Here is a 23,499-nt window from a genome sequence, read left to right on the forward strand (position 1 = left end):
GGCCCTGTTCAGGGCCAGAATAGCAGCTCGGTCTGGTTTTCCAATGATCCCAGGATCAAACGATCACCTTGCTGCACCGTGCCATCGAGTCCTGAGCGGTACTGCCAGCCGGACGGTATCCGGAGCGTGAGCCCGTCGATACGGTGATCAACGGTCACTGTTATCTGTCGGGCACCCGCTGCGCTGGTGCTGACGCTGATCAGGGCAGAGTTCCTGGCCGCCCACCAGTCGCCGTAACCGGAGACCGTATCAAACCAGGCCTGATCCTTGAAATGCGCCAGATAGCGCTGCACAAACGTCAGCTTCTCGCCCAGTTCATCGGTATGGATCATCAGATTCACCAGGCCCTGATACTGCGCCACCTGATTTGATACCGTGACAATCTCGTCAAAACGGTCGTTTACGCGGCCGTATTCATCTTCAATGGTCACCGGGAATTCAAAGGCGTTGACCTGGCTGCCATAAGTCCGGTCATGGGTCAGACGATAGGGCAGGTGTGTCATCGCTTCATTGGCGGTGATGCTGGAGCTGTAGCGGTAGCCATTGGCAACCAGAAGTTGCGGCAATGCCTCCGGCAAAGACAGATGTCCCGGTCGAAAGGAGACAATACTGGTGTCCGACAGCGACTCCAGCAGGAATTTGCTGACGCGTAATTCACCCATGATGCTCGCGTTTTCAACCGTTGAAAAATCGCGAACAAACGGACGATAGTCCGGATATTGCTCCAGCCCGGTCCCAAGCGGCATCCGGGCGAACTCATTGGAGTGGGCGACACTGTGACTTGCCACTTCCATGCCATTCTCCAACAGCAAGGTCAGCGTCGCAGCCCTTGAAGGATCAAAGAAACGACGATCATTGTAGTCAGTCACGTATTTGGTCTGAATAAAATAGGTGGCGGGGATATCGTAGCTTTTTTCCAGGGCAACATATGCCGGAATATTGTTGATTGAGCGTGTGAAATCGACATCGTGTGTCATCAGGGCGGTGAAATCCCTGCCGTGCGGTGTCGGTGACAGGATGACGGCATCCGGCTCGCCTTGCTGATAGATACGGGTGATCAGGCGCAGTAATGTATCAACCTGCGGTTGATAGGCGTTGACATAGGTATCTGCCAGGTTGGAAAAGCGGCCATTGTATGCGCGCAGAATGAAGTGCCCGATGTCCAGTCCGAATGCGTAGGCCTGGCCGTCCGTTGCTGCCTCTTCAAGTTGATATGACTTATGGGTGATGACCGCGCTGCCGTCTTCGAATTGTGCCAGCGCCTGGTCAAACCCGAGGTAGTGTACGCCTGGCAATCCGCTGTCCGCCGCTGCCGGGTTGCCCAGTTGAATCGTGCGCTCCACCTCAGTGGAAATCAGTGTTTCGGTGAGCGGGGTGGGATTGAACTCGATGCGCTGGCGGCGCGCATGCTCCTCCGACTCAGTGAAGCCGAACAGGGATGGCATGCCACCGCCGAGCACTGAAAAACCCAGCAATGTGCCGCCCTGATGGACATGGTCGCGCAGTTGCTCCAGTGCTTCGGGTGTTGTGTTGCTGCCGGTCAGTGACGGGTAAACCAGCACCACCCGGTGCGTCAACGCGTCATTGATGTCGGTCACCAGCGTGAAAGGCAGCCCGATGCTTTTGAAACCCAGTGCCAGACCCAGCCAGGAGCTGTCGGGGTCCTTGACCCAGATCGCCATACTCTGTCTGCCATTTGGCGGATAGTCTGCCAAGGTCGTTGTTGTCGCCGCTGGGACCACACTGGTATGCGAGGGCCCGGTCAAATCGGGGAAAACGGGCGCCTCTGGCGCCAGACGCAGCCAAATCAGAACGGCAAGTCCGGCGATTGCGACGGTGCCACCAACAAGTAATTTCAGATTCATTGTGACCCTTCGATAAAATTTCTGTCATCCAGTCCGTGAATGGAGATGCCTGCAAACGATGACCAGGTTCGCCATTCATTTGTCAATTCATCCAGTACGGTGTTTAACCGGGTCATATCACCCGCAAAAGTATACAGACTGGCAGGTAGCTCATATTCGAACGCGTACGCATAGGCCTGGCCATTCAGATTTGACTGGGGCTGATCAAACAGAACAAACACTGGCTGCTCGCCGACGGATATCAACCAAAGTCTGCCAGTGTGGTCATGGGCCCGGTAGCGTCGCTGGTATTCATCGCGCAATGATCCTGACTCTACACCGATTTTTATGGGGACTGCGCTGTGCTGTCCCCAGGACAGGAACGGTTCGGCACTAATCAGTAGCCGCTGGGGAGAGGTAAAATAATTCATGATGCTGATGCTAGTGTTGGTGGTGGGCAGCTGTGTCAATAATGCCTGTCCCCATGCCGGGTGATTCCCCCACCAGGCCGGCATGACAAGGTCCAGCGGTAGTTGCCCATCCAGCATTTGATGCACGCGCTGAATCACGGCGACATAACGTTCACGCCAGTGACCTTGGGCCTGGGCAAAGCCGGGCAGCAGATATGGCTCTATATCCAGTTGCACGCCTGCCAGTCGAGCCCCCTCGGGTGCATCGTTGTTGTACAGAAGAGCGGCACGGACACTGTTTTCCAGCACCGTTTGATTGTCGGGCAGGACATCATGCGGGTCGCCAGCCACGAGCCATACATCAAGTGATTTTGCGCTGGCATTGATGACAAATTGTACTAACCTGTCGCTCTCGGCAACCCTGCCATGCTCGTTTACCGGTACGGATATGTAGATCTCGGTCAATCGTTGTTGGGCCTGCGCCTGCCAGATAACATCCGGGTCGTTCTGCCATAGATCCGGGTCCCAAAGCCAGGCGCCGCGCTGATAGCGGCGCGAGATTTGATGGTCGGCGTCGACGGTTTCAACGCCAGCATTGATGTTGTCGTCAACGGCTGGTGATGAGCGCAAAACCAGAGAGGCCATGGTTAATCGCCCCTGTGTTTGCGGGCACACCACCGTCAGCGAGGTCCAGGCCAGGTCGTTGTCTGGCAAATCGAACCTGAACACCTGCGTCCCGCTGCCGGTAAGTTCTATCTCGCCCAGAGGCAATGGTGATTGCGACAGGTCCCGCTGCGCGTCACCCAGAGCGATGCCGAAACGTCCCTGGCCACTGGCACGAATTTCGAGCTGCAGATCGCTGCCTGACGACCAGGGTCGTGCGGAATAAAAGTACGCGCCGCCAATATCGCTACCCGCTTCACACATCAATTGGTTTGTTTCGGGCGCGCTGACGCGCTCCTCAATGCCAAAGGGGCGTGGTATAAACTGGCTAAGCACTGACTGATTCAGGGGCAAAGGCTGAGTCGTGGCAACGCTCTGTGGTTGCTGCGGCGCCTCCTGCTCAGCAGGTTCGTCGGCAATCATCACAATCTCGCTGACCGTGATTGGATCCGTGTCAAACAGGCCTTGCAGGCCGACCTGGTCAGGGGGATTGATGAATGCATCCGGGACTGCTTTTCCAGCCCACAGCACACCACCTTTGATGTCGAGCTCGGTTTGCGGACATGATGAAGGGGTGGACGGCGGCCTGCCAATCAGTAGCGATTGCACTGTGCCATCGGCGGAAAAATAATCCCGTTGATAAAAAGCGGCGGTATCGGCTGCGCGCGCGGGGCAAAGCGCCACGGTGACAGGGGCTGGCACCGCGGAGATTGCGGCCAGAATGGGCAGCATGCTAAAGATGGTGACGCTTGCAAACACTTGGTTACCCCTTGCGCTGACGTCGGCAGACTGTGTCACTGGCGCAGCCCAGAATCATACCAATATGTTCGCAGGTATGGATACCAATTGCAGTTTCGCAGGTCGCCGCGAGTTTGTCGGCGCTGCGTTGCCTGGTGGCAGGCAGCACTGGACTCCAACGCCCCCGCACATTATCCTGAGGCGCATACATCGGAATCAAGGGAGACCCGTTATGAAATCAATCACAGCTGTTGTAAAGCAACATGCGAAGTCACTGATCGCCCGGCGTAGCCTGATGCTTGGCATCTCTGCGACGGCGGCGCTGGCCCTGATGCCGCTGTCATTGCCTGTCGTCGCGCAGCAAAGTGAAGCAGAGCCCATCGCGGTGGGTGGCCTGCACAGTTTCGAATTGCGCGTCAGTGACGTGGAGCGCTCGCTTGAGTTTTACCAGGGCCTGTTCGGTGCACCGGTGCTGAATCGCCTGACTGATACCGTGTCGCTGCAGATTGGTGATGGACCGCAGTACTTCACACTCGCGCCTGTGCGGCGTGGCGAGCAGCCCCATATCCGTCACTTCGCCCTCAGCGTACCCGGCTTTAGCCTGTTTGGCCTGCAGCGTGACCTGGCCGAGCACGGGATGACGCGGACGGTCGAGACCCTGTTTGATGGTCGTTCGCCACTGGAGCTGGCGAATCTGACCTGGACCGAACGGCTGCCTGACGACAGCCAGGATATGACCACGGAGAATCACCACCTGTATTTTGCCGACCGCGATGGTATCCGCGTGCAGCTTTCCAGTCCTGATGCCTGTGGATCGGGGGAGGGCCCGCAGGCAACATGCAACCTGGAGCCAGCGCCGGAGGAGGGTCTGATCGAATTGCGCGAGATCAATCACTTCACCACTTACGTGTCAAATTACCAGTTGACCAACGAGTTCTATCGCAACCTGTTTGGTCTGGAAAACCAGGCATTTCAGGGTACCTTCCCGCTGCTGGGTCTGAGTGATGGCCGTCAGTTCCTGATGTTTGTCGGTGGCACACAGCCGGGCGAGCCGGCGCAGCCCGGGCGCATCGATCATGCCAGTCTCAATATCGAAAATTTCAGCGAGGAATCTGTGCTTGAGCGTTTGACCGAGTATGGTCTGACTGCCCGGCCCGAAGGGGAAGAAGCCAGGCCCCTGCAGCACTGGGTCAGCCGACGCATGCCCGAGCGGGGCGGCGCACCGGGTGGTACGCCGGAGGTCTACTTCTCGGATCCGGATGGTATTCACATCCAGCTTCAACACCACACCTACTGTGGCGGTGGCGGCGTTTTTGGCGAGGAGTGCTAAAAAGCACCCCGTCGGGCAATACCGAGTGGTTGGTTGGCTACTGGCTGACAGTACCGGCAGATACCGTGCCTTCACGGCGCGGGTCTGCTGCACCCACGAGGCCGTCATCGGTCACCAGAATAACGTGCAAGCCTGAATTTTCCCCGTCGCTTTCCTGCACATCATAACCTTCGCTACGCAGACGGTCGGCCAGTGCCTGACCCGGTTCGCGGTTGATCTCAACTCGAACAGTGTCGCCGCGGGCGATGATATTGGGGAAGGCGACAGCCTCTTCCACGGACATGCCCCAGTCGACAATGCCCAGCACGGACTTTGCCGTGTAGGCCGGGATAGAGTTGCCGCCCGGCGAGCCGGTTACCATGTAAAGTTCATTGCTCTCATTCAGGATAATGGTCGGTGACATCGATGACCGTGGTCGGGCACCCGGTCTGACCATATTCGCAGCTTCCGGCTGGTCGGCATAATATTCGCGCGCGAAATCGGTCATTTCGTTGTTGAGCAGGAAACCCGCCGCCCAGCGTCCCGAACCAAAAGCCGACTCCACAGTCATCGTGGCTGACACTGCATTGCCCTCGTTGTCGATAATGGACAGGTGAGTCGTCCCTGCTGGCTCCTGAGTACTGTCCTGGGCCCACTGCGCAGTAATAGCGCTACCCAGAATGGCCGCCGGGTCACCTCGCTGTGGCGTAGCACCGGGCGCTGCCGGATTTTCACTGCGGTACTTTATGTATTGCGGATCCAGCAATTGCTGTACCGGCACCGTGACGTGGTCCGGATCGCCAAAATAGTAATCCCGGTCAGCGTAGGCGAGGCGTTGTGCATCGACAAAGGCCTTTATCTGTTGCTCCTGGCTGGGATTCTCCGGCACCAGCTCGTCGTACAGGTTGGCTATCATGATCTGCATGGCGCCGGAGGAAGGTGGGGTGGCAGAGCAGATGTTAAGTAAGCGCCATGTGCCACAAATAGCTGCACGCTCCACTGCTTCGTAATTCCCGATATCATTTACCGTCATGCTGCCACCGTTGTCACCGGCCTGTGCAGAAGCCGCCATGGCTTCAGCAATCTCTCCCTGATAAAACGCAGAGGGGCCTTCGTCAGCGACGCGTTGCAGGGTATTGGCATATGCCGGATTGCGCAGCATGCTGCCGGCCTGTAACGGCTCTCCGTCAGGGTAAAAATAGTCGGCGGAACCCGGATTTTCGTCCAGCCGGGAGATTTGTGCCATTTGCGGCAGGTAGCCGGCCATCTTGCCGGAGACTTCAAAACCTTCGCTGGCCAAACCAATTGCGGGCTCAAACAATGTCGCCCATGGCAGCTTGCCGTAGTTATCGTGCGCCAGTTTGTATAACGCGACGGCGCCTGGCACACCGATGGCGTTGCCGCTTTGCCAGGCATCAAGGAAGCCACCGGGTTCACCGTCCTGCATGAACATGTCAGGTGCTGCGCCGGCCGGCGCGGTTTCCCGGCCATCAAGGAATCTGACGTCCTGAGTCGACTGTTCGTATACCACCATAAAGCCGCCGCCGCCCAGCCCCGAACTTTCCGGTTCGACCAGGCCCAATACCGCATGCGCGGCAATGGCGGCATCTACCGCATGCCCGCCTTGTGCCAGCATCTGTACCGCCGCGTCGGTCGCATATGGATTGGCGACAGCGGCCATATAGCCCAGAGACCAGCTTTCTGCTTCGACCACGGGTGGCGACCCGGCTGCCGATGGGGCAGTGATGGTTGAATTTTCAGGTTCGGAACAGGCGGCAAAAATCGCCAGACTCAGAATAGCAACGGGGAATCTCATGACAGCTTGGTTTCCGGTATTAGTGAGTGATTCGTATATAACAGAAGCATATAGCCGTTTCGGGTGAGGTACAACACAAGTACACTAAAGCCGGGAACTTGAGTGATCACGCGTGACGAGGAGAGTGGCGAATGAATGTGGATACCGTGATAGTCGGGGCAGGCACGGCCGGTCTGTCAGCATTGCGTGAAGTGAGGCGCTATACTGATGACTTTCTGGTGGTGAATAACGGGCATTGGGGAACCACCTGCGCAGCAGTGGGCTGCATGCCGTCAAAAGCGCTGATCGAGGTGGCCAATGCGTTTCATCACCGCAAACTGTTTCAACAGTTTGGCCTGCGTGGGGCGGACGCTTTGCGGGTCGATATACCGGCGGTGTTGGCGCATGTGCGGAAGCTAAGAGACGGTTTTGTCAAAGGACCGGAGTCCGTCCCTGAGGAGCTGGGTAAGCGGGCGGTGCAGGGTTTTGCGCGCCTGTCAGGCCCCGGTTGTATTGAGGTCAATGGCAACAGGATTCACGCCCGCAGTATCATTCTGGCGCCTGGCAGCCGTCCGGTGGTGCCTGAGTCATGGCTGGCATTCGGTGACCGCATACTGACCACCGATTCGCTGTTTGAAAAAAACGACCTGCCGCAACGCATTGCCGTGGTGGGTATGGGTGCAATCGGCGTGGAGATAGCGCAGGCGCTGGCCCGACTGGGTATCACAGTGGCGGCCTTTGATAATAGTGACCGGCTGGCGGGTATCGGTGATGATGAGGTACTGGCGGCATTTCGACCGCTGTTGGAGCGTGAACTGACACTGCACCTTGGTGGGTCCGCTGACCTGGAGCAGGCCGGTGACAGAATCAGGGTCAGCGGCGCGGGCGGCGGGTTTGAGGCCGATGCGGTGTTGGCGGCCATGGGCCGGCGACCCAATATAGATGGTCTGGGGCTGGAGACTCTGGGAGTACCACTGAGTGACAAAGGCATGCCTCAGGTTGATCCGACCACGCTGCGTATAGGCGGTCTGCAGGTGTTCCTGGTGGGCGACGCCAATGCTGACCGGCCATTGCTGCACGAGGCCGCCGATGAGGGTTATATCGCCAGCCAGTTTGCCGCGCCCGGCGCAGATCGTCACGGATTCTGTCGTCGTACGCCCATGTCAGTTGTTTTCAGTTCGCCGCAGGTGGCACATGTTGGTCAGGCGGTGTCTGATATTTCTGACCAGCACCGGGTTACGGGGTCGGCTGATTTCTCCAGGCAGGGCCGGGTACGAATCACGGGCATGGCAGCAGGTGTGCTGCGGATTCACGCTGACGCACAGAACGGCAAGCTACTGGGTGCAGACATGTGCATACCCGATGCCGAGCACCTGGCTCACCTGCTCGCGCTGGCGATCGAGCAGAACATGACGGTACAACAAATGCTGGCCATGCCGTTTTATCATCCGGTGATGGAGGAGGGTTTACGCAGCGCACTGCGTGATCTGACAAAGCAACTGCCCGACAAGGGATTATCTGACCTGTCGCGTTGTCCGGAGATCGGACACGAAGCGCTTGACTGAACCCGGGAGCCAGCCATGTGTGGTCGTTTCAACATCATTGATTCGCCGGAGGTCCAGGTCCTGCTGCAACACCTGGGCATTACTGGCGGGCAGCTACGTTTTACCCCCGATGCGGCGCCGGGCGCCATGATTTCCATAGTTCACGACGCGGACAACGCGCCGGTTATAGCAGATGCCGTCTGGTGGTTGCTGCTGGATCCGGATACCCTGAAACCGAATTATAAATACGCGTCGTTCAACAGCCGTTGGGACAAGCTCGATCGCAAAGGGTCGCTGAGCTATCAGCCTTTTCGTCAACGACGTTGCATCATACCTGCCAGTGCGTTTGTCGAGGGCCTGGGTGACAAGCAGACTTATCACAAAATCGAGCTACAGGACTCCGCAATCGCTTTTGCTGGATTGTACAATCGCTACGTCGACAAAAAGACAGGGGAGTCAGTGCTGGCGGCGAGTATTATTACGCTCGGGTCATTGCCGCAATGGCAGCATGTCCATCCCAAATCAATGCCGCTGATGTTGCCGTTTGAAAACAAAGACGTCATCAGTGCCTGGTTGGACAAAGACAATAAAGAGGTCTCTGAATTTGAGGCGTTGATGGTGCCACAGGTTCGCAAGACCCAGGTGCTGACACCAATCGGACGGCCCGCCAAGTGGAATGTGAAAGGTCCATCGTGGACGATACCGCCCTCTGCGGAAGCGGGCCAGAGGGCGGCAGGGATTCTGTATTAACTGTTCTCTATCCGGAAGCCTATTTTCAGAGTAACCTGGAAGTGTCCGACATCGCCGTCAACAATGTGGCCCCGAGTTTCCGTCACTTCAAACCATTCAAGCATTCGGGTGGTCTTGTGGGCCTGTTTGATAGCGTTGCGAATTGCATCGTCAGTGCTTTGCGTGGACGAGCCTACGACTTCGATTTTCTTGTAGACGTGATGATCAGACATATTCACTCCTTGCTACGGAAAATGAACATCAACTGTAACATATCACGCGCAGGCCTTCAGGGGGCCGCGACCGCATGCGGCTAAATTGCACAGCATTGGTGCGTTATCGCCCGACGAATGAGCCTGAAAACCTGTGATCCATGTGTCCGGTTTAGCGCTCTGTAGCCCGTATTCAGTGCATCCTGGGCTTTCTTTCAGTGTTACCTGGCATTGAGCGGCACGAATTCTGCAGATGTCCTGTTATCGCGCACAGATCAGCACTGCAGCATTACCAGGAGCTCTGAAAGTAATATGGTGCCATTTACCCTGCTGGGCCCCATACGCGCCATACTCTTCAGCGTAGCGCTGCTGCTGCTTGGCAACGGTCTGATCAATACCCTGTTGTCGCTCAGAGGCACACAAGAGGGTTTTTCCAGCATGATGCTGGGGATGATCATGTCCGGGTACTTTGTCGGCTTCGTTTGTGGCACCTGGGTCAGTGCCCGGCTGATAAAGCGTATGGGGCATATTCGCACCTTTGGTTTTTGCGCTGCCGTGTGCGCCAGTGTGGCCTTGCTGCATTTCATTTTCATTGATCCCTGGGCCTGGCTTGGCCTGCGCTTTATCTACGGTCTGTCGTACATCACGCTGATCACCGTCATCGAAAGCTGGCTGAACAGTCAGGCAGCGAGCCACGAGCGTGGCAAAGTGTTTGCCATATACATGGTGGTTAATCTGGGCGCGCTGGCCATCGCCCAGCAATTGCTCAGACTGGAAAACGATAATGGATTTTTGCTGTTTGCATTGGTCGCCATTTTTATCTGCTGGGCCCTGTTGCCGATAACCAGCACCCGCCGGCCGCAACCGGTGTTACCCGATCGCCCGAAAAGCAGCTTATGGTCATTGCTGGGATTTGCACCGCTGGCGGTAGCCTCTGCCGCGTTGTCCGGACTTGCCATGGGTGCGTTCTGGGGCATGACACCCGTCTATGCCACGGGCCTGGGGTTTGATGCCGGCGGCGTCGGGCTGATCATGAGTGTGACGATTCTGGGGGGAGCGTTGTTGCAGATCCCGATTGGCCGCTATTCCGATAATCATGACCGCCCCAGAGTCATGACCGTGGTCGTGCTGTTGGCGTCGGGAGTCGCCTTGTTGATGCCACTGGCACCGAGTCAGATGGCACTGTTGATACTGTACTTCATCTGGGGCGGCCTGGCGTTTTCGATGTATCCGCTGGCCGTGGCGCAGCTCATTGATCAGCTAAATCCGGACGAAGTGGTGGCTGGCTCTTCTGATATGCTGGTCATGCATGGTGCCGGATGTGCGTTGGCGCCGATATTGGCGGGGGCTATCATGAACCTGGTCGGCGGTCATGGCTTGCCGCTGTATATTGCAACCGTGCTTGGCATACTTGGTATATATGCCATATTCAGGCGCCGTCGCGTCAGTGTACTGGTTGCCGGTGAGACCGGGCATTTTGAACCTATGGTACAAACCAGTACGCTGGTGTTGTCAATGATGTTTGATGACCGTCAGATGGATTTGTTCAGCGACCCTGCCTTCTACGAAGAAGGCGAGTTGGCGCGCCTGCGTGATGTAATCAAGCCGTCCGTGTGAATCAGTAAACCCCCAGGCTCCGCAGGTAGTCTTCGTAATTGCCCTTAAAGTCGACAAGGCCACTGGGTTGCATGTCTATGATGCGAGTGGCCAGAGAGGTGACAAACTCACGGTCATGGCTGACGAAAATCAGCGTGCCAGGGTAGTTTTCCAGCGCCAGGTTGAGTGCTTCGATGGATTCCATGTCGAGGTGGTTGGTGGGTTCGTCCATCAACAGGACGTTGGGGTTGATCAGACTGAACTTGCCAAACATCATGCGCGCTTTTTCACCGCCGGACAGCACCGGCAAATGCTTGTTGACGTCATCATTGGAGAATAACATGCGGCCCAGCGCCGAGCGTACCAGTTGCTGGTCGCCCTTGGTCCATTGTTTCATCCAGTCAAACAGGGTGATTTCTTCGACAAACTCGGCACTGTGGTCCTGGGCAAAATAACCGATGTCAGCCTGTTCGGCCCACTTCAGTTTGCCTTCGTTAAGTGCCACTTCATTCATCAGGCAGCGCAGCAGTGTGGTTTTGCCGGCGCCGTTGGGACCGATGATGGCGACACGCTCACCGGCCTCGATCTGCAGGCTCAATTTGGAGAACAGTGTTGTGTCATAGGCCTTGGTGGCGTTTTCCATGATCAACGCCTGTCGATGCAGCTTTTTGTTTTCGACAAAGCGTATATAGGGGCTGATACGACTGGAAGGTTTGACATCCTCCAGTTGAATTTTTTCGATCTGGCGTGCGCGCGAGGTGGCCTGTTTGGCTTTGGAGGCATTGGCCGAAAAACGGCTGACAAAGGCCTGCAGCTCATTGATCTGTGATTTTTTCTTGGCGTTTTCGTTCAGCAGGCGTTCTCGGGCCTGGGTTGACGCGATCATGAAATCATCGTAATTGCCCGGATACAGCCGCAACTCACCATAGTCCATGTCGGCAATATTGGTGCAGACTGCATTCAGGAAGTGCCGGTCGTGGGAAATAATAATGATGGTGCTGTTGCGTTGGTTCAGCACGGTTTCCAGCCAGCGGATGGTATTGATGTCCAGGTTGTTGGTCGGCTCGTCCAGCAGCAATACGTCCGGATCCGAGAACAGTGCCTGTGCCAGCAGCACACGCAGCTTCCAGCCCGGGGCGATGGCACTCATCGGACCATCGTGCTGCTCAAGCGGGATGTCCAGGCCCAGCAACAGTTCACTGGCGCGTGACTCGGCGGTATAACCATCCATCTCGGCAAAGGGTTCTTCCAGCTCGGCAACAGCCATGCCATCGGCTTCACTCATCTCTTCCAGATTGTAAATGCGGTCTCGCTCGGATTTGACCCGCCACAGTTCTTCGTGGCCCATGATGACAGTGTCGATGACCGTATACTTCTCATAGGCGAACTGATCCTGGCGCAACTTGCCCAGACGGACATCGGGCTCCAGCATCACCTGACCGCTGGTCGGTACCAGATCACCGCCCAGTATTTTCATGAATGTGGACTTGCCGCAGCCGTTTGCCCCGATCAGGCCATAACGCTTGCCCTGGGAGAATTTGACGGATACGTTCTCGAATAACGGCTTGGCGCCGAATTGCATAGTGAGATTAGCGGTGGAAATCACAATAGACTCTGTACTGAAGGATTGAATACGTAGGATCGAATGAAGGCGCGCATGCTAACAGAATCCGGGCCTCAGAGCATCCGCCATAACATCGGACCAGAGCGGAGCAAGCGGGCACCCTATGCGCGAGGTCGTCATTTCTGACAATCATGTATGACAGCAATGGCACGGGGTTTGATTTCTGTCTCTCGCAATCAAGGTGTGATTTGGTTTAAATTTCATTGTTAACAATGACTTAATATTTATTTTTGGGGCTGGCACGGAGCATGCTTTGTTCCTGGCACAATGCCTGACATCAAACAGGGCGGGATTTGTTCACGTTTTTGCAAAACAGAGGAAAACAAATGAGAAAGTCGCTGTTTCAAAACCCTGTTAGCGTAACAGGCGTCACTATTGCCGGCTTGTTGTTGCTTGGGGCGTGCCAAGCCGAAACCCGGCAACCTCCGCCACAGCTCGTAGAGCAAGGGCAGGCGTTAAGTACGCAGTTCGTCGCCACTTTGCTGCCGACATTGCAGGCCGCCATGCAGCAAGGCGGGCCCGTCAATGCTGTTGAGGTTTGTGCGGTGGCGGCGCCACGCATTGCAGCTGAACTGTCCGAGGCATCGGGCTGGTCGGTGACCCGGGTCAGTCTGCGTGCCCGCAATCAGAGCAGCGCCGTTCCCGATCCTTGGGAGGCCGACATGTTGGCTGACTTCGACCGGCGACAGCTGGCAGGCGAGCCGGTAGCGCAATTGAATGCAGCAGAGGTTGTGAATGGTGAGTTTCGTTATCTGCAGGCGCAGGCGGCAGGGCCGTTATGCCTGACCTGCCACGGCACTGACATCAGCACCGAGGTACAGTCAGTATTGGATCAGTATTATCCGCAGGACATGGCGACCGGCTATATTGCCGGACAGATTCGCGGCGCCATCAGTATGCGGGTATCGCTGGATTGACGCGGAAGCGTTTTGCAATGCCGCTTCCGCAGTTGCTGTCAGCGTTGCTTGGCCCAGAATTGTGCAGCCAGTTCATGCAGTGACCCGGTGAGCTGAGACACGTCATGCGCCCGTGCCCGATTGGTCTGGCCAGTGTCTACGTTCTTTTCTGATGTGTCCGAAATGCGCACAATACTGCGGTTGATCTCTTCACTGACCATGCTTTGTTCCTCTACCGCACCGGCAATCTGCATATTCATATCGGTTATTTCATTGACCCGCTGACCAATTCCCGTCAGCGCATCAGCAGCTTGTTGTGCCTGTTCTACGGTGGCGCGGGTTTGAGTATTGCTTCTTTCCATGACAGCGACGGCGGATTTTGCAGCGTCCTGCAGGACGGTAATCATGTCCTGAATATCGGAAGTGGATTGCTGGGTCCGTGCAGCAAGACCGCGCACCTCGTCGGCAACGACGGCGAACCCACGTCCCTGTTCTCCGGCACGCGCTGCCTCAATGGCGGCGTTGAGAGCCAACAGGTTGGTCTGGTCGGCGATTCCCCGGATGACATCGAGGACCTTGGATATGTCGATGCTGTGCGTTTCCAGCTGATTGATCACGGCCGTCGCCTGCGTAATGTCATTCTCCAGGATCGTGATAGCTTTGCTTGCACCTGTCACCAGCTGTTGACCCTTGGTAGTTTCCTGATCTGCATGTTCTGCTGCGGTGGCGGCATTCTGGGCGTTACTGGCCACTTCCTGAATACTCGCTACCATCTGATTAACCGCCGTTGCTATCTGTTCGGTCTCCATTTGCTGCTGCCCGGTCAGTTTATTGCTACCGTCGATCTCGGTGAGCAAATCTTCTGCCAGTTTTTTCAGCAAGCGCGAGGCATCACCTATTCGACCGATAACGGCGCCGGTTTCGGACTGTCGCATGCGCAAGGCGAAGTCGATCTGACCAATTTCATCGGTACGCCCGGTATAAAGTAACTGGCTTAAAGGATTGTCGGCAATATCAAGGGCCTCCCCGGCCAGTTTTCGTAGCGGGGTGAGCATTATGAACACGCCGGCACAGCAAAGCAGCGAGCTCACTGTAAATAATAGTGCCGCATTGAGAATGCCGGTAGAGGTAAAGGGTACGAGTACAGAGAATGCCACGAGTAATGCAGCCTGAATGACCAGAAATATTTTACCCTGAAAACCGATTCGATCCCGGGACACCTTGACCTTTTTGTTCTGTCGCAATTTCTTATACAGTTCTTCGGCCTCATCCACTTTGGATTGTTCCGGTTTGGTGCGAACAGACTGGTACTCGACAACGGCGCCATCTTTCTGGATCGGCGTGACATAAGCGCTGACCCAGTAATGGTCACCATTTTTGCATCGGTTCTTCACCAGCCCCATCCAGGACTGTCCGCTTTTCAGTGTTGCCCACATATGCTCAAAAGCGGCCGGTGGCATATCCGGGTGCCGAACGATGTTGTGCGGTTGCTTGATTAGTTCGTGTTCCTCAAATCCGCTGATTGTAATGAAGTCAGGATTGACATAGGTAATATGACTCTGCGTGTTGGTGGTCGACAGGATATTGGCGTTCTGAGGTAATTCAATCGAGCGACCGGTTATCGGCATATTCTTGCGCATGAAAAAATCCTCTCGATCAGTTTTTATTGTGTTAAAAAACGCATGGATTTTAAGTTTTGGTAACCCTTGTAATCGGCTGTTGGATCTAATATTTAGTCGCATAACACAGAATCAATCTAGCCTGATATGTGCGGCGCTGGATGTGGCGTATATGCCGGAGGAAGCGTCAGGAATTACATATTCGGTATCAGGGAAAGACTACAAAGAAATGCGTCAACGACTCATTTATTCATTAGTTGATGCAAATCAAAGTGGAGACGATTCGTAAATGGTATCTACGATTCTTGACAAATATTTACTTTGCAAAATTAATTTAAAAAGTCTAATTTAGCGTTTTTAAAAATTTCGTATATGAGTATAAATGACAGATGTTGTTGATAAATTATTGGCCAGGATGTCGATCACCGGGACAATTGGCTTCGTTGTTTTTTTCTCCGCTTGTATCATCCTGCTGATGCAGATTTTGGTTTCGCCACTACTGAAATCGTCGCCCTCAGGCGTTTCAATGGTATGGCAGAATGCAGCGGTGGCAATTTCAGCAATTGGTATGGCAATGATGTTGTCTGATCGTTCGAGTCACATCACGCGAATACTGTATCTGTTTGCCCTGTTAACATCGATATTGGTGTTATTCGATTCGACGCTGGAGCTGTATTCTCAAGATGGCCTGGTGCCCGATCTGCTAAACATTCAATCTTACCCTCAAGCGTGGCCGGGACATATGTCACATGTAACGGCATCAATCGTATTCTGCCTGTCACTGTCAGCATTGTTGTTACGTCGTCAAACGTTGGTCGCCACCATGGTCAGTGCCATTGGGTGTGGGCTTGCAACAGCACTTGCGCTTGGCGGTTTTACAGAGGAAGTGGCGCGGTTTACATTCTTTTCCTCAGCCAGTCAGGCTGCCGATGCTGTGACTCTGGCGACGCTTTTTCTCCTGGTGCTGTCCGGTATGGCTATTGGATATCGGATTTTTAGAAGTCAGATTTTCAGCGATTGGCAAACGACCCATCCCGGCCAAAGTGTTTTTACCGGAATTACGCTCTTCCTGAGTGTATTATTGGTAGTGGAACTGAGCGCCACCAGGGAGCTCGTCTTACAAGGTCGAAGCGGTGCTGCGTTTGCGGTCTTGTTGTTTTTGTTTGGTATCGGTCTCACGGCGATATACAGACCGATCGTAATGTGTGTGAACAGGCGTGTTGCCAATGAGAAAGAGCTGCGCGCGCGAGCAGCAGAAATCGGCCAGGTGCAGTCTCAGGCACAACTGGGGAGCTGGCGCATACTGCTGCCCGGCGGTGCGCTGGAGTGGTCCGCAGAATGCTACCGGATATTCGGTCTGGCACCGACGACACCCGTCACGTTTGATGATTTTATCGCCGCCGTGCATCCCGAAGATCGTCAACATGTATTGCGAAGCTGGGATCTTGCCCTGACAGGGAGGAAATACGATATCCAGCATCGGATAGTGGTCAACAACGCAGTCAAATGGGTGCGGGAACGGGCAGACCTGAAGGTCGATGAGGATCAGAAGCTGACCAGCGGCATTGGCACTGTGCAGGATATTACCGAGCTAAAAGTCAAAGAAGCGCAATTGCGTGAGTCGCGAGATCAGGTACGTCGGTTGGCGGAGCACAAGGAAAATATCCGTGAACAGGAAAGAGCCCGCATTGCGAGGGAGCTACACGATGAGATGGGTCAGCAATTGACAGTTCTGCGTCTGGATGCATCTTTGATCGAGAAGCGTTTTAGTGATGTTGATCCTGAGCTGACAGAGATGCTGGCCAACGTAAAAGCGGGGATAGATGCCAATATCAGCGCCGTGCGGGACGTTGCAACCAGGTTGCGCCCGCTAGCCCTTGATGCCGGATTGGTATCGGCAGTGCAGTGGCTATTGGATAGCATTCAGCAACGAACCGGGTTGTGCTGCAATCTGCTGGTAAATGGAAGCGATGGCCTGCTTGACGCCGGGCGAACCACCACAGCCTTTCGCGTGTTGCAGGAGTCCCTGACGAATGTACTCAGGCACGCTAACGCATCGCAATTGACTGTGCGTATTGCCATCAACAAACGCGAGTTGTTTCTTAGCGTCACCGACAACGGGGTGGGTTTTGAGCCTGCCTGCGTTAAATCATTCGGACATTTCGGTTTGATGGGTATAAGAGAAAGAGCGTTGATTTATGGAGGAACCACGATTATCGACAGTGAGGTGGGTAGAGGTGCGACGTTAAGCGTGATCATCCCGATGGAGTCGGGCACGGGCACTGGAGATCGTCATCAATGATTCAGGTTCTGCTTGCTGATGATCATGCCATCGTTCGCCAGGGTCTGTCCCGGGTACTGGCACTGACACCAGATATGAAGGTGGCAGGCGAAGTGTCGGACGGTTGGCTACTGCTCGACTACCTTGCAAACAAGCACATTGATCTTTTGTTGCTGGATATGAGCATGCCAGGTCCCAGTGGCATTGATCTGATCAGTAGCGTGAGTGAACGGTGGCCAGATTTGCCATTGGTGGTATTTTCGATGTATAGCGACAGCCATCTCGCGACGAAGGCTATCAAGGCTGGTGCCAAAGGGTACCTGACCAAAGACAGTGATCCGGACATGATCATCTCCGCGATTCGCCACTGCCTGGCAGGCAAACATTACCTGCATCCGGCACTAGGCGCCAGACTCATGCTTGAGGAGCCCCAGGCGCCAGGGCAAGAACTGCATCGTCGCCTTTCTGCTCGCGAACATCAGATATTTCTGTTGCTGGTAAACGGACTTCCGCTAAGTACGATTGGCGACAATCTTCATATATCGCCAAAAACTGTCAGTACCCACAAGTTCAGAATCATGCAGAAACTTTCCATGACGTCAATCAGTGAACTGGTGCGTTACGCCGTCAAGTTTGACCTGATAGACGGCTGAGGAAACGATCGCAAGCCGCTTGCTGTAAGGGAATACTGATCCGAAAATGAGCGACTGCTTACTGCTTTTTGTTGTGATCGCTGATTTTTCGACGTACGGATTTGCCGGAACATATTCGGTTCGTTTTGTTGGTCGACAAGGCATCCGACGAAGCGGACGAGTACTAAATGCCGAGGTGTTTGTTGGATGACCCGGACGGACGAGAGAGAAAATAAAATAAGATCTATCATTTTAAGCGTAGGGTGTATTTGCGCTGCCCTGGGCGTGCCGTTGTGGGCCGTGCTCATTGTCATGGATATTGGGCCCGTCATACCGTCTCATTTCTATGTTGCTTTTCATGCGGCAATCGAATTGTTCTCGGTTGTTGTTGCTGCCTGCATTTTTATAGTCGGCTGGCATATGCTGGATGTCAGTCGTCCGCGTGCATCGGTGTTACTGGCATGTGGTTTCCTGGCGGTTGCCATGTTCGACGCGGCACATCTGTTGTCTTCCCAGGGGATGCCGGATTTCATCACTGCGAACTCATTACAAAAATCAAATCTCTTCTGGCTGTTTGCCCGCGTCACTGCGGTCGCGGCACTGCTGGTGTATGTGTTGTCGCCGCGGCAGGTTCTGACATCGTCCAGACCCTCGCGTTATCGCTACCTGACTGTGACATTGATTTTAATCGTGATGGTGGGTGGATTGACACTATTCTACCCTCGAATATTGCCCTCTTTGTTTGCTGTTGATACCGGATTTACGGTATTCGGCATTCTGATGGAACTGCTGGTGGTGGCGCTGATGCTGACAGCATTGCTGGTTACCTGGAACCGGACGCGGCAAAAGATGGTTCAGCGCCAGCCATCGCTCATGCTTTCTGTGTTGCTGATGGCGATCGGGGAGAGCTTTTTCCTCGTTAATGGGTATGGGCAAGAGCTCAATGCCGTTGTTGGACATGTTTATAAAGCTCTCGCCTTTATTTATCTTTATCGTGCCGTGTTCATGGACAGCGTTCGATTGCCTGTTGATCGCTTGCTTGAAGCTCATCGGGCGGTCAAGAGTTACGCCCGGCAGAATGATGAGCTATTGGCGCATGCACCAGACGCTATCGTTGGTGTAAATCAGCGTGGCCAGATTGTTTTTATCAATCATCAACTGGAAGAAATGTTTGGTTACCACAGGAACGAACTGGTTGGCGCTCCCGTGGAAATGCTGTTGCCGATATCCACGCGCGAGCGGCATACCCAGTTACGCGAAGGGTATCAGTTGTCACCTGTAGGGCGGCCGATGTCAACTACCAAAGGATTGGCTGGACGACATAAGGATGGCCGGGAGATACCCGTAGACATAGCGCTTGGTTCACATGAAGCGGAAAATGGTACTCAGGTAACCGCTTTCATAAGGGATGTATCCGATCGCCAGCGCATGGAAAATGAAATGCGACACCGGGCGACGCATGATGTATTGACCGGCTTGCCGAATCGCGCGCTGATGCAGGATCGCTTGGATCTAGCTATGATCCATGCCCGGCGCTACCACGGTGGGTGCGCTCTGTTGATGGTTGACCTGGACAATTTCAAGGAAGTCAACGACGGCTGGGGCCATTCAATGGGCGACAGGGTGTTGGTCATGGCGGCGAAGCGTATCACCCGGGCACTGCGTGAGGGGGACAGCGTCGCTCGTTTCGGCGGTGATGAGTTTGTTGTGTTGGTGACCGGTCGACAGGCACCTGAGGCAGTCAAGGCAATTGCCGATAAGATCATGACGCCCCTGAAGAATGCGTTCATTATTGGTCCCCAGCAATTCCACATCAGTGCCAGCATCGGCATTGCTTGCTTCCCGCAACATGCACAGGATGCCGAAACCCTGCTGAGCAACGCTGATATCGCCATGTATCGCGCCAAACTTATGGGCCGCAGTGCCGTTTGTATGTTTGATGAGAGCATGGGGCTTCATCAACAGGAGTCACAAAAGCTCAGAACCTGGCTCAATGAAGCCATGTTAGAGCGTCAGATGCAACTTTACTATCAGCCTCAATACAGTGTTTCTGATGGCGCCATTGTTGGGTTTGAGGCTTTGTTGAGATGGCACCATCCTGACCTTGGTTGGATTTCTCCGGATGTTTTCATCCCGGTCGCTGAGGCCAGTGGCTTGATCATGCCGTTGACGGACTGGGTTTTAGAAACCGCTGCTGAACAGATTCGTATCTGGTCTGACCTTGGTCTGCCAACCCGGATATCTGTTAATGTATCAGCACTGCATTTCAGGCAGCATAATGTGTTGCTGGCAACGGTTCGAAAAATCGTCCAATCCCACGGCATTCAACCTAATTTACTCGGGCTGGAGATTACGGAAACAGCACTGATGGATGAGTCTGACATGGTGGTCAGCACCTTGCGGCAGCTGGTTGCTCTCGGGGTACATATGTCCATCGACGATTTCGGCACCGGTTATTCCTCACTGGCGTCACTGCAGCTTTTCCCATTGCATACACTGAAGATCGACGGTAGCTTCATGCATGATCTTCATGACAATACCCGAAGCGCTGCGCTGGTTTCGGGATTGATCAATCTGGCGAAGAGCCTGGACCTTGAGGTGATGGCCGAGTGTGTTGAAACGGCTGAGCAACTGGAAATACTGCGGTTGAGCCGGTGCGATGTGATTCAGGGTTGGTTAATGAATCCGGCGCTGACCGGCGCTGAATGCACGGTCTTGCTGGCAGGTACGCATGATGTCGAAAAACTGAGTGGTGATTGACGTCGGTATTGGTTGCAGGTCCTCATGCACCGATGCCAGTTAACGGCCTGTGTCAAAGTGCCCCGACAAAAGGTATGGTTAGCAGTGTTTAACCTTCCGGTAATGCAAGGGGATGCTGATGCCTGGTACAGAGGACAGTGTTAAAAGCAGACGATTTCTGCGCCACTTTTTGCCAGATATGGTCTACGGTGCCAATGATGGCCTGATCACGACCTTTGCCATCGTCGCAGGGGTGACCGGTGCCGGCCTGTCCGCGACAGTGGTTCTGATCCTTGGTTTTTCATCACTGCTCGCGGATGCGTTTTCCATGGCTACCAGCAACTATCTTGCCCAGCGCACGCCTGCTGGTGGTGAGTCCCAGACCAGCCGCAGGCATGCCGCACGCCACGCAACGGTGACTTTCCTGGGTTTTGTGGTCCCCGGCCTGGTGCCACTTCTGGCCTATCTACTTCCGGTTGCAGGCGATTACCGGTTTGCCCTCGCAGCGGCAACGACTCTCTTCATGTTATTTCTGGTCGGTGTCGGTCGAGGCCTGGCGGCAAGCCTGCCTGCGTTGCGTGCCGGCCTGGAAATGTTTTTGGTGGGTGCGCTCGCCGCAGGCGTTGCCTACGGCGTGGGCGCACTGGGTGCCCTGTTGGCAGACGGTGGTATCGCGTTGTGATTGATACCAGCCACTGGACTAACTGACTTAACCTGCAATCGGCTTGACCAGCAACTCATGTCCTTTCAACATGCCATGCCAGTAAAGTGGCGGCAGCATGCTTTTTTTCATGTGCCAGGCCAGTGCGGTGGGTTTGGTGCCGTCAAGCAACCACACGGGCAGTGTCGGGCTCAGTTTGCCGCCATAGGCGAACTCGGCCAGGACAATCTTTCCGCGTTCAACGGTTAGTGGGCAAGAGCCATAGCCGTCATATTCATATCGTTGTGAATTGCCTTTGATGTCATTAACAATATTGGCGGCAACCACCGGCGCCTGTTTGCGCACGGCAGCGGCAGTCTTGGCATTTGATGTGTTGGTGACATCCCCCAAACCCCAGATATTGGCGTAGCGGGTGTGTCGCAGAGTGCCGGGGTCCACGTCAACCCAGCCGGCGGTATCGGCCAGTGGGCTGTTACGGATAAAGTCCGGTGCTGTTTGTGGTGGACACACATGCAGCATGTCAAAGCTGGTCTCAACTGTGTTGACCGCGCCGTCGGCAGATGCGGTCTCGAACCACGCCAGCTTGCGTTCGCCATCGACTTTAACCAGCTTGTGGGAATAGTGGACCCTGGCCTTGTATCTGTCTATATAGGATTGCAATGCCGGGACATATTCCTTGACCCCGAATAACACGGCGCCGGCGTTGTAGAATTCAATATTGACATCGTCGATCATGCCATTGCTGAACCAGTGATCACCAGACAGGTACAGGGCTTTTTGCGGGGCCCCCGCGCATTTTATTGGCATCGGTGGCTGTGTGAAGACCGCCTTGCCGCTTTTTAACCCCTTGACCAGCTCCCAGGTATAGGGCGCCAGGTCTGCGCGATAGTTAGAGGTGACGCCGTTGCGGCCCAGTGTTTCGGTCAGGCCTTCAATGCCCTCCCAGTTCAGTTTGAGGCCCGGGCATACGATCAGGCGTTCATAGGCGATACAGGTGCCATCTTCCAGCGCCACGGTATTGTCGTCCGGTCGGAATTCGGCTACGGCAGCCCTGATCCAAGTGACACCCGCTGGTATCAGCGACTGCATCGGGCGTTTTACTTCTTCACTGTTAAATATGCCGCCGCCTATCATGGTGAAGCCGGGCTGGTAGTAATGCGTTTCAGCCGGATCAATCAAAGCCATGCGTAAGCCGCGGTGGCGCGACAGTATGCTGGATGCTACCGAAATACCGGCAGCGCCAGCACCAACAATCAGAACATCGTATTGCGTTTCGTTGTGGTTCATCGACTTGGCCTCGTCAGTTGCTTTGGGTTGTGTATCAAAGTGCGTTAACCGGTACCTTCAGGTACACGATGTTGTTGTCTTCTGCGGGCGGGAAATGACCTGCGCGCATATTAACCTGTAACGACGGCAGTATGAGAACCGGCATGTCCAGTGTGGCATCGCGTGCCTCGCGCATGGCCACGAAGTCGTCTTCAGTGATGCCGTCATGTACATGAATATTACTGGCACGCTCTTCTGCCACGGTGGTGACATACTCGACTTCGCGGCCATTCGGCTGATAATCATGGCACATGAACAGACGTGTTTCCCCAGGCAGGCTGAGAAGCTTCCTGATGGAGCGGTATAAGACCCTTGCATCGCCACCCGGGAAGTCTGCGCGGGCGGTGCCGCCATCGGGCATAAACAGGGTGTCGCCGACGAATGCGGCATCACCGATCAAATGTGTCATACAGGCCGGTGTGTGACCCGGGGTGTGAATGGCCTTGCCGGTCAGAGCGCCGATCTCATAGCTGTCTCCATCTTTGAACAGATGATCAAACTGCGATCCGTCACGGGCGAACTCGGTGCCTGCGTTGAATACTTTACCAAAAACGTCCTGCACAGTGGCTATGTGCGAACCGATACCCAGTTTGCCGCCAAGTTTCTCCTGAATGTAGGGCGCAGCTGACAAGTGGTCCGCGTGGACATGTGTTTCTATGATCCACACCAGTTGTAGCTGGTGTTTGCGAATATACTCGATGATCTCGTCGGCCGATGTGTGGCTGGTGCGGCCGGAGTTATAGTCCAGATTGAGTACCGAGTCGATCACTGCGCATGCAGATGATGTCGGGTCCTTGACTATGTAAGAGAAAGTCGAGGTCTGTTTGTCGAAGAACGGAAATACATCAGGCTTGGTTTTCTGGTTCATATGTCACTCCTCG

17 protein-coding genes are annotated in these 23,499 nt (G+C 54.8%); 9 read left to right on the forward strand and 8 right to left on the reverse strand.

The window, feature by feature from the left end:
* Positions 1-8: 8 nt before the first annotated feature.
* Together ENH71_RS04655 and ENH71_RS04660 are read right to left on the reverse strand one after the other, a co-directional pair.
* Positions 9-1,865 carry a polysaccharide deacetylase family protein gene (locus ENH71_RS04655; protein ID WP_294130509.1) on the reverse strand — a complete coding sequence of 619 codons (1,857 nt, stop codon included), beginning with the start codon at positions 1,863-1,865 and terminating at the stop codon, positions 9-11.
* Positions 1,862-3,676, reverse strand: a complete 1,815-nt coding sequence (locus ENH71_RS04660) for a hypothetical protein (RefSeq protein WP_294130507.1) — start codon at positions 3,674-3,676, stop codon at positions 1,862-1,864. The genes ENH71_RS04655 and ENH71_RS04660 overlap by 4 nt, the downstream gene beginning before the upstream one ends.
* 211 nt (positions 3,677-3,887) lie before the next feature.
* On the opposite strand from ENH71_RS04660, the gene ENH71_RS04665 reads away from it, so the two are divergent.
* Positions 3,888-4,985, forward strand: a complete 1,098-nt coding sequence (locus ENH71_RS04665; protein WP_294130506.1) for a VOC family protein — start codon at positions 3,888-3,890, stop codon at positions 4,983-4,985.
* Between the two features lie 37 nt (positions 4,986-5,022).
* On the opposite strand, the gene ggt is transcribed toward ENH71_RS04665, so the two are convergent.
* On the reverse strand, positions 5,023-6,780 hold the full coding sequence (gene ggt / locus ENH71_RS04670; protein ID WP_294130504.1) for a gamma-glutamyltransferase: 1,758 nt from the start codon (positions 6,778-6,780) through the stop codon (positions 5,023-5,025).
* A 131-nt stretch (positions 6,781-6,911) separates the two neighbouring features.
* On the opposite strand from ggt, the gene ENH71_RS04675 reads away from it, so the two are divergent.
* Both ENH71_RS04675 and ENH71_RS04680 read left to right on the forward strand, forming a co-directional pair.
* Positions 6,912-8,324, forward strand: coding sequence for a dihydrolipoyl dehydrogenase (locus tag ENH71_RS04675; RefSeq protein ID WP_294130502.1), 1,413 nt, complete (start codon positions 6,912-6,914; stop codon positions 8,322-8,324).
* 15 nt (positions 8,325-8,339) lie between these two features.
* Positions 8,340-9,053, forward strand: a complete 714-nt coding sequence (locus ENH71_RS04680; protein ID WP_294130500.1) for an SOS response-associated peptidase family protein — start codon at positions 8,340-8,342, stop codon at positions 9,051-9,053.
* Here ENH71_RS04680 and ENH71_RS04685 read toward each other — a convergent pair.
* Positions 9,050-9,265, reverse strand: coding sequence for a dodecin (locus ENH71_RS04685; RefSeq protein WP_294130498.1), 216 nt, complete (start codon positions 9,263-9,265; stop codon positions 9,050-9,052). The genes ENH71_RS04680 and ENH71_RS04685 overlap by 4 nt on opposite strands.
* A gap of 291 nt (positions 9,266-9,556) precedes the next feature.
* Between ENH71_RS04685 and ENH71_RS04690 the strand changes: the two genes are divergently transcribed.
* Positions 9,557-10,861 carry an MFS transporter gene (locus ENH71_RS04690; protein WP_294130496.1) on the forward strand — a complete coding sequence of 435 codons (1,305 nt, stop codon included), beginning with the start codon at positions 9,557-9,559 and terminating at the stop codon, positions 10,859-10,861.
* Between the two features lies 1 nt (position 10,862).
* Here the strand turns inward: ENH71_RS04690 and ENH71_RS04695 are convergent, their stop codons facing one another.
* Positions 10,863-12,446 carry an ABC-F family ATPase gene (locus ENH71_RS04695; RefSeq protein WP_294130495.1) on the reverse strand — a complete coding sequence of 528 codons (1,584 nt, stop codon included), beginning with the start codon at positions 12,444-12,446 and terminating at the stop codon, positions 10,863-10,865.
* Between the two features lie 344 nt (positions 12,447-12,790).
* Between ENH71_RS04695 and ENH71_RS04700 the strand changes: the two genes are divergently transcribed.
* The gene (locus ENH71_RS04700; protein ID WP_294130494.1) at positions 12,791-13,381 is read left to right on the forward strand and encodes a Tll0287-like domain-containing protein; all 591 of its coding nucleotides are present in this window, start codon (positions 12,791-12,793) and stop codon (positions 13,379-13,381) included.
* 38 nt (positions 13,382-13,419) lie between these two features.
* Here ENH71_RS04700 and ENH71_RS04705 read toward each other — a convergent pair whose 3' ends face one another.
* The gene (locus ENH71_RS04705; protein ID WP_294130491.1) at positions 13,420-15,000 is read right to left on the reverse strand and encodes a methyl-accepting chemotaxis protein; all 1,581 of its coding nucleotides are present in this window, start codon (positions 14,998-15,000) and stop codon (positions 13,420-13,422) included.
* 361 nt (positions 15,001-15,361) lie between these two features.
* Here ENH71_RS04705 and ENH71_RS04710 point away from each other — a divergent pair, with 361 nt between their 5' ends.
* From ENH71_RS04710 to ENH71_RS04725, 4 genes are all read left to right on the forward strand, one after another.
* Positions 15,362-17,281 carry a sensor histidine kinase gene (locus ENH71_RS04710; RefSeq protein ID WP_294130489.1) on the forward strand — a complete coding sequence of 640 codons (1,920 nt, stop codon included), beginning with the start codon at positions 15,362-15,364 and terminating at the stop codon, positions 17,279-17,281.
* Positions 17,278-17,913: a response regulator gene (locus ENH71_RS04715; protein ID WP_294130488.1), complete on the forward strand. Its 636-nt coding sequence runs from the start codon at positions 17,278-17,280 to the stop codon at positions 17,911-17,913. Before ENH71_RS04710 ends, ENH71_RS04715 begins: the two co-directional genes overlap by 4 nt.
* 291 nt (positions 17,914-18,204) lie before the next feature.
* Complete coding sequence (locus ENH71_RS04720) at positions 18,205-20,652, forward strand: bifunctional diguanylate cyclase/phosphodiesterase (protein ID WP_294130485.1); 2,448 nt, start codon at positions 18,205-18,207, stop codon at positions 20,650-20,652.
* Positions 20,653-20,770: 118 nt separating this feature from the next.
* Positions 20,771-21,313: a VIT1/CCC1 transporter family protein gene (locus tag ENH71_RS04725; protein WP_294130483.1), complete on the forward strand. Its 543-nt coding sequence runs from the start codon at positions 20,771-20,773 to the stop codon at positions 21,311-21,313.
* Between the two features lie 27 nt (positions 21,314-21,340).
* On the opposite strand, the gene ENH71_RS04730 is transcribed toward ENH71_RS04725, so the two are convergent.
* Positions 21,341-22,579 (reverse strand): NAD(P)/FAD-dependent oxidoreductase, encoded by a 1,239-nt coding sequence (locus tag ENH71_RS04730; RefSeq protein WP_317622346.1) that lies wholly within the window; start codon positions 22,577-22,579, stop codon positions 21,341-21,343.
* Between the two features lie 34 nt (positions 22,580-22,613).
* Positions 22,614-23,486, reverse strand: a complete 873-nt coding sequence (locus tag ENH71_RS04735; RefSeq protein WP_294130482.1) for an MBL fold metallo-hydrolase — start codon at positions 23,484-23,486, stop codon at positions 22,614-22,616.
* Positions 23,487-23,499: the final 13 nt, after the last annotated feature.

It is taken from the genome of Pseudohongiella sp., assembly GCF_011050365.1.
Taxonomy (GTDB): domain Bacteria; phylum Pseudomonadota; class Gammaproteobacteria; order Pseudomonadales; family Pseudohongiellaceae; genus Pseudohongiella.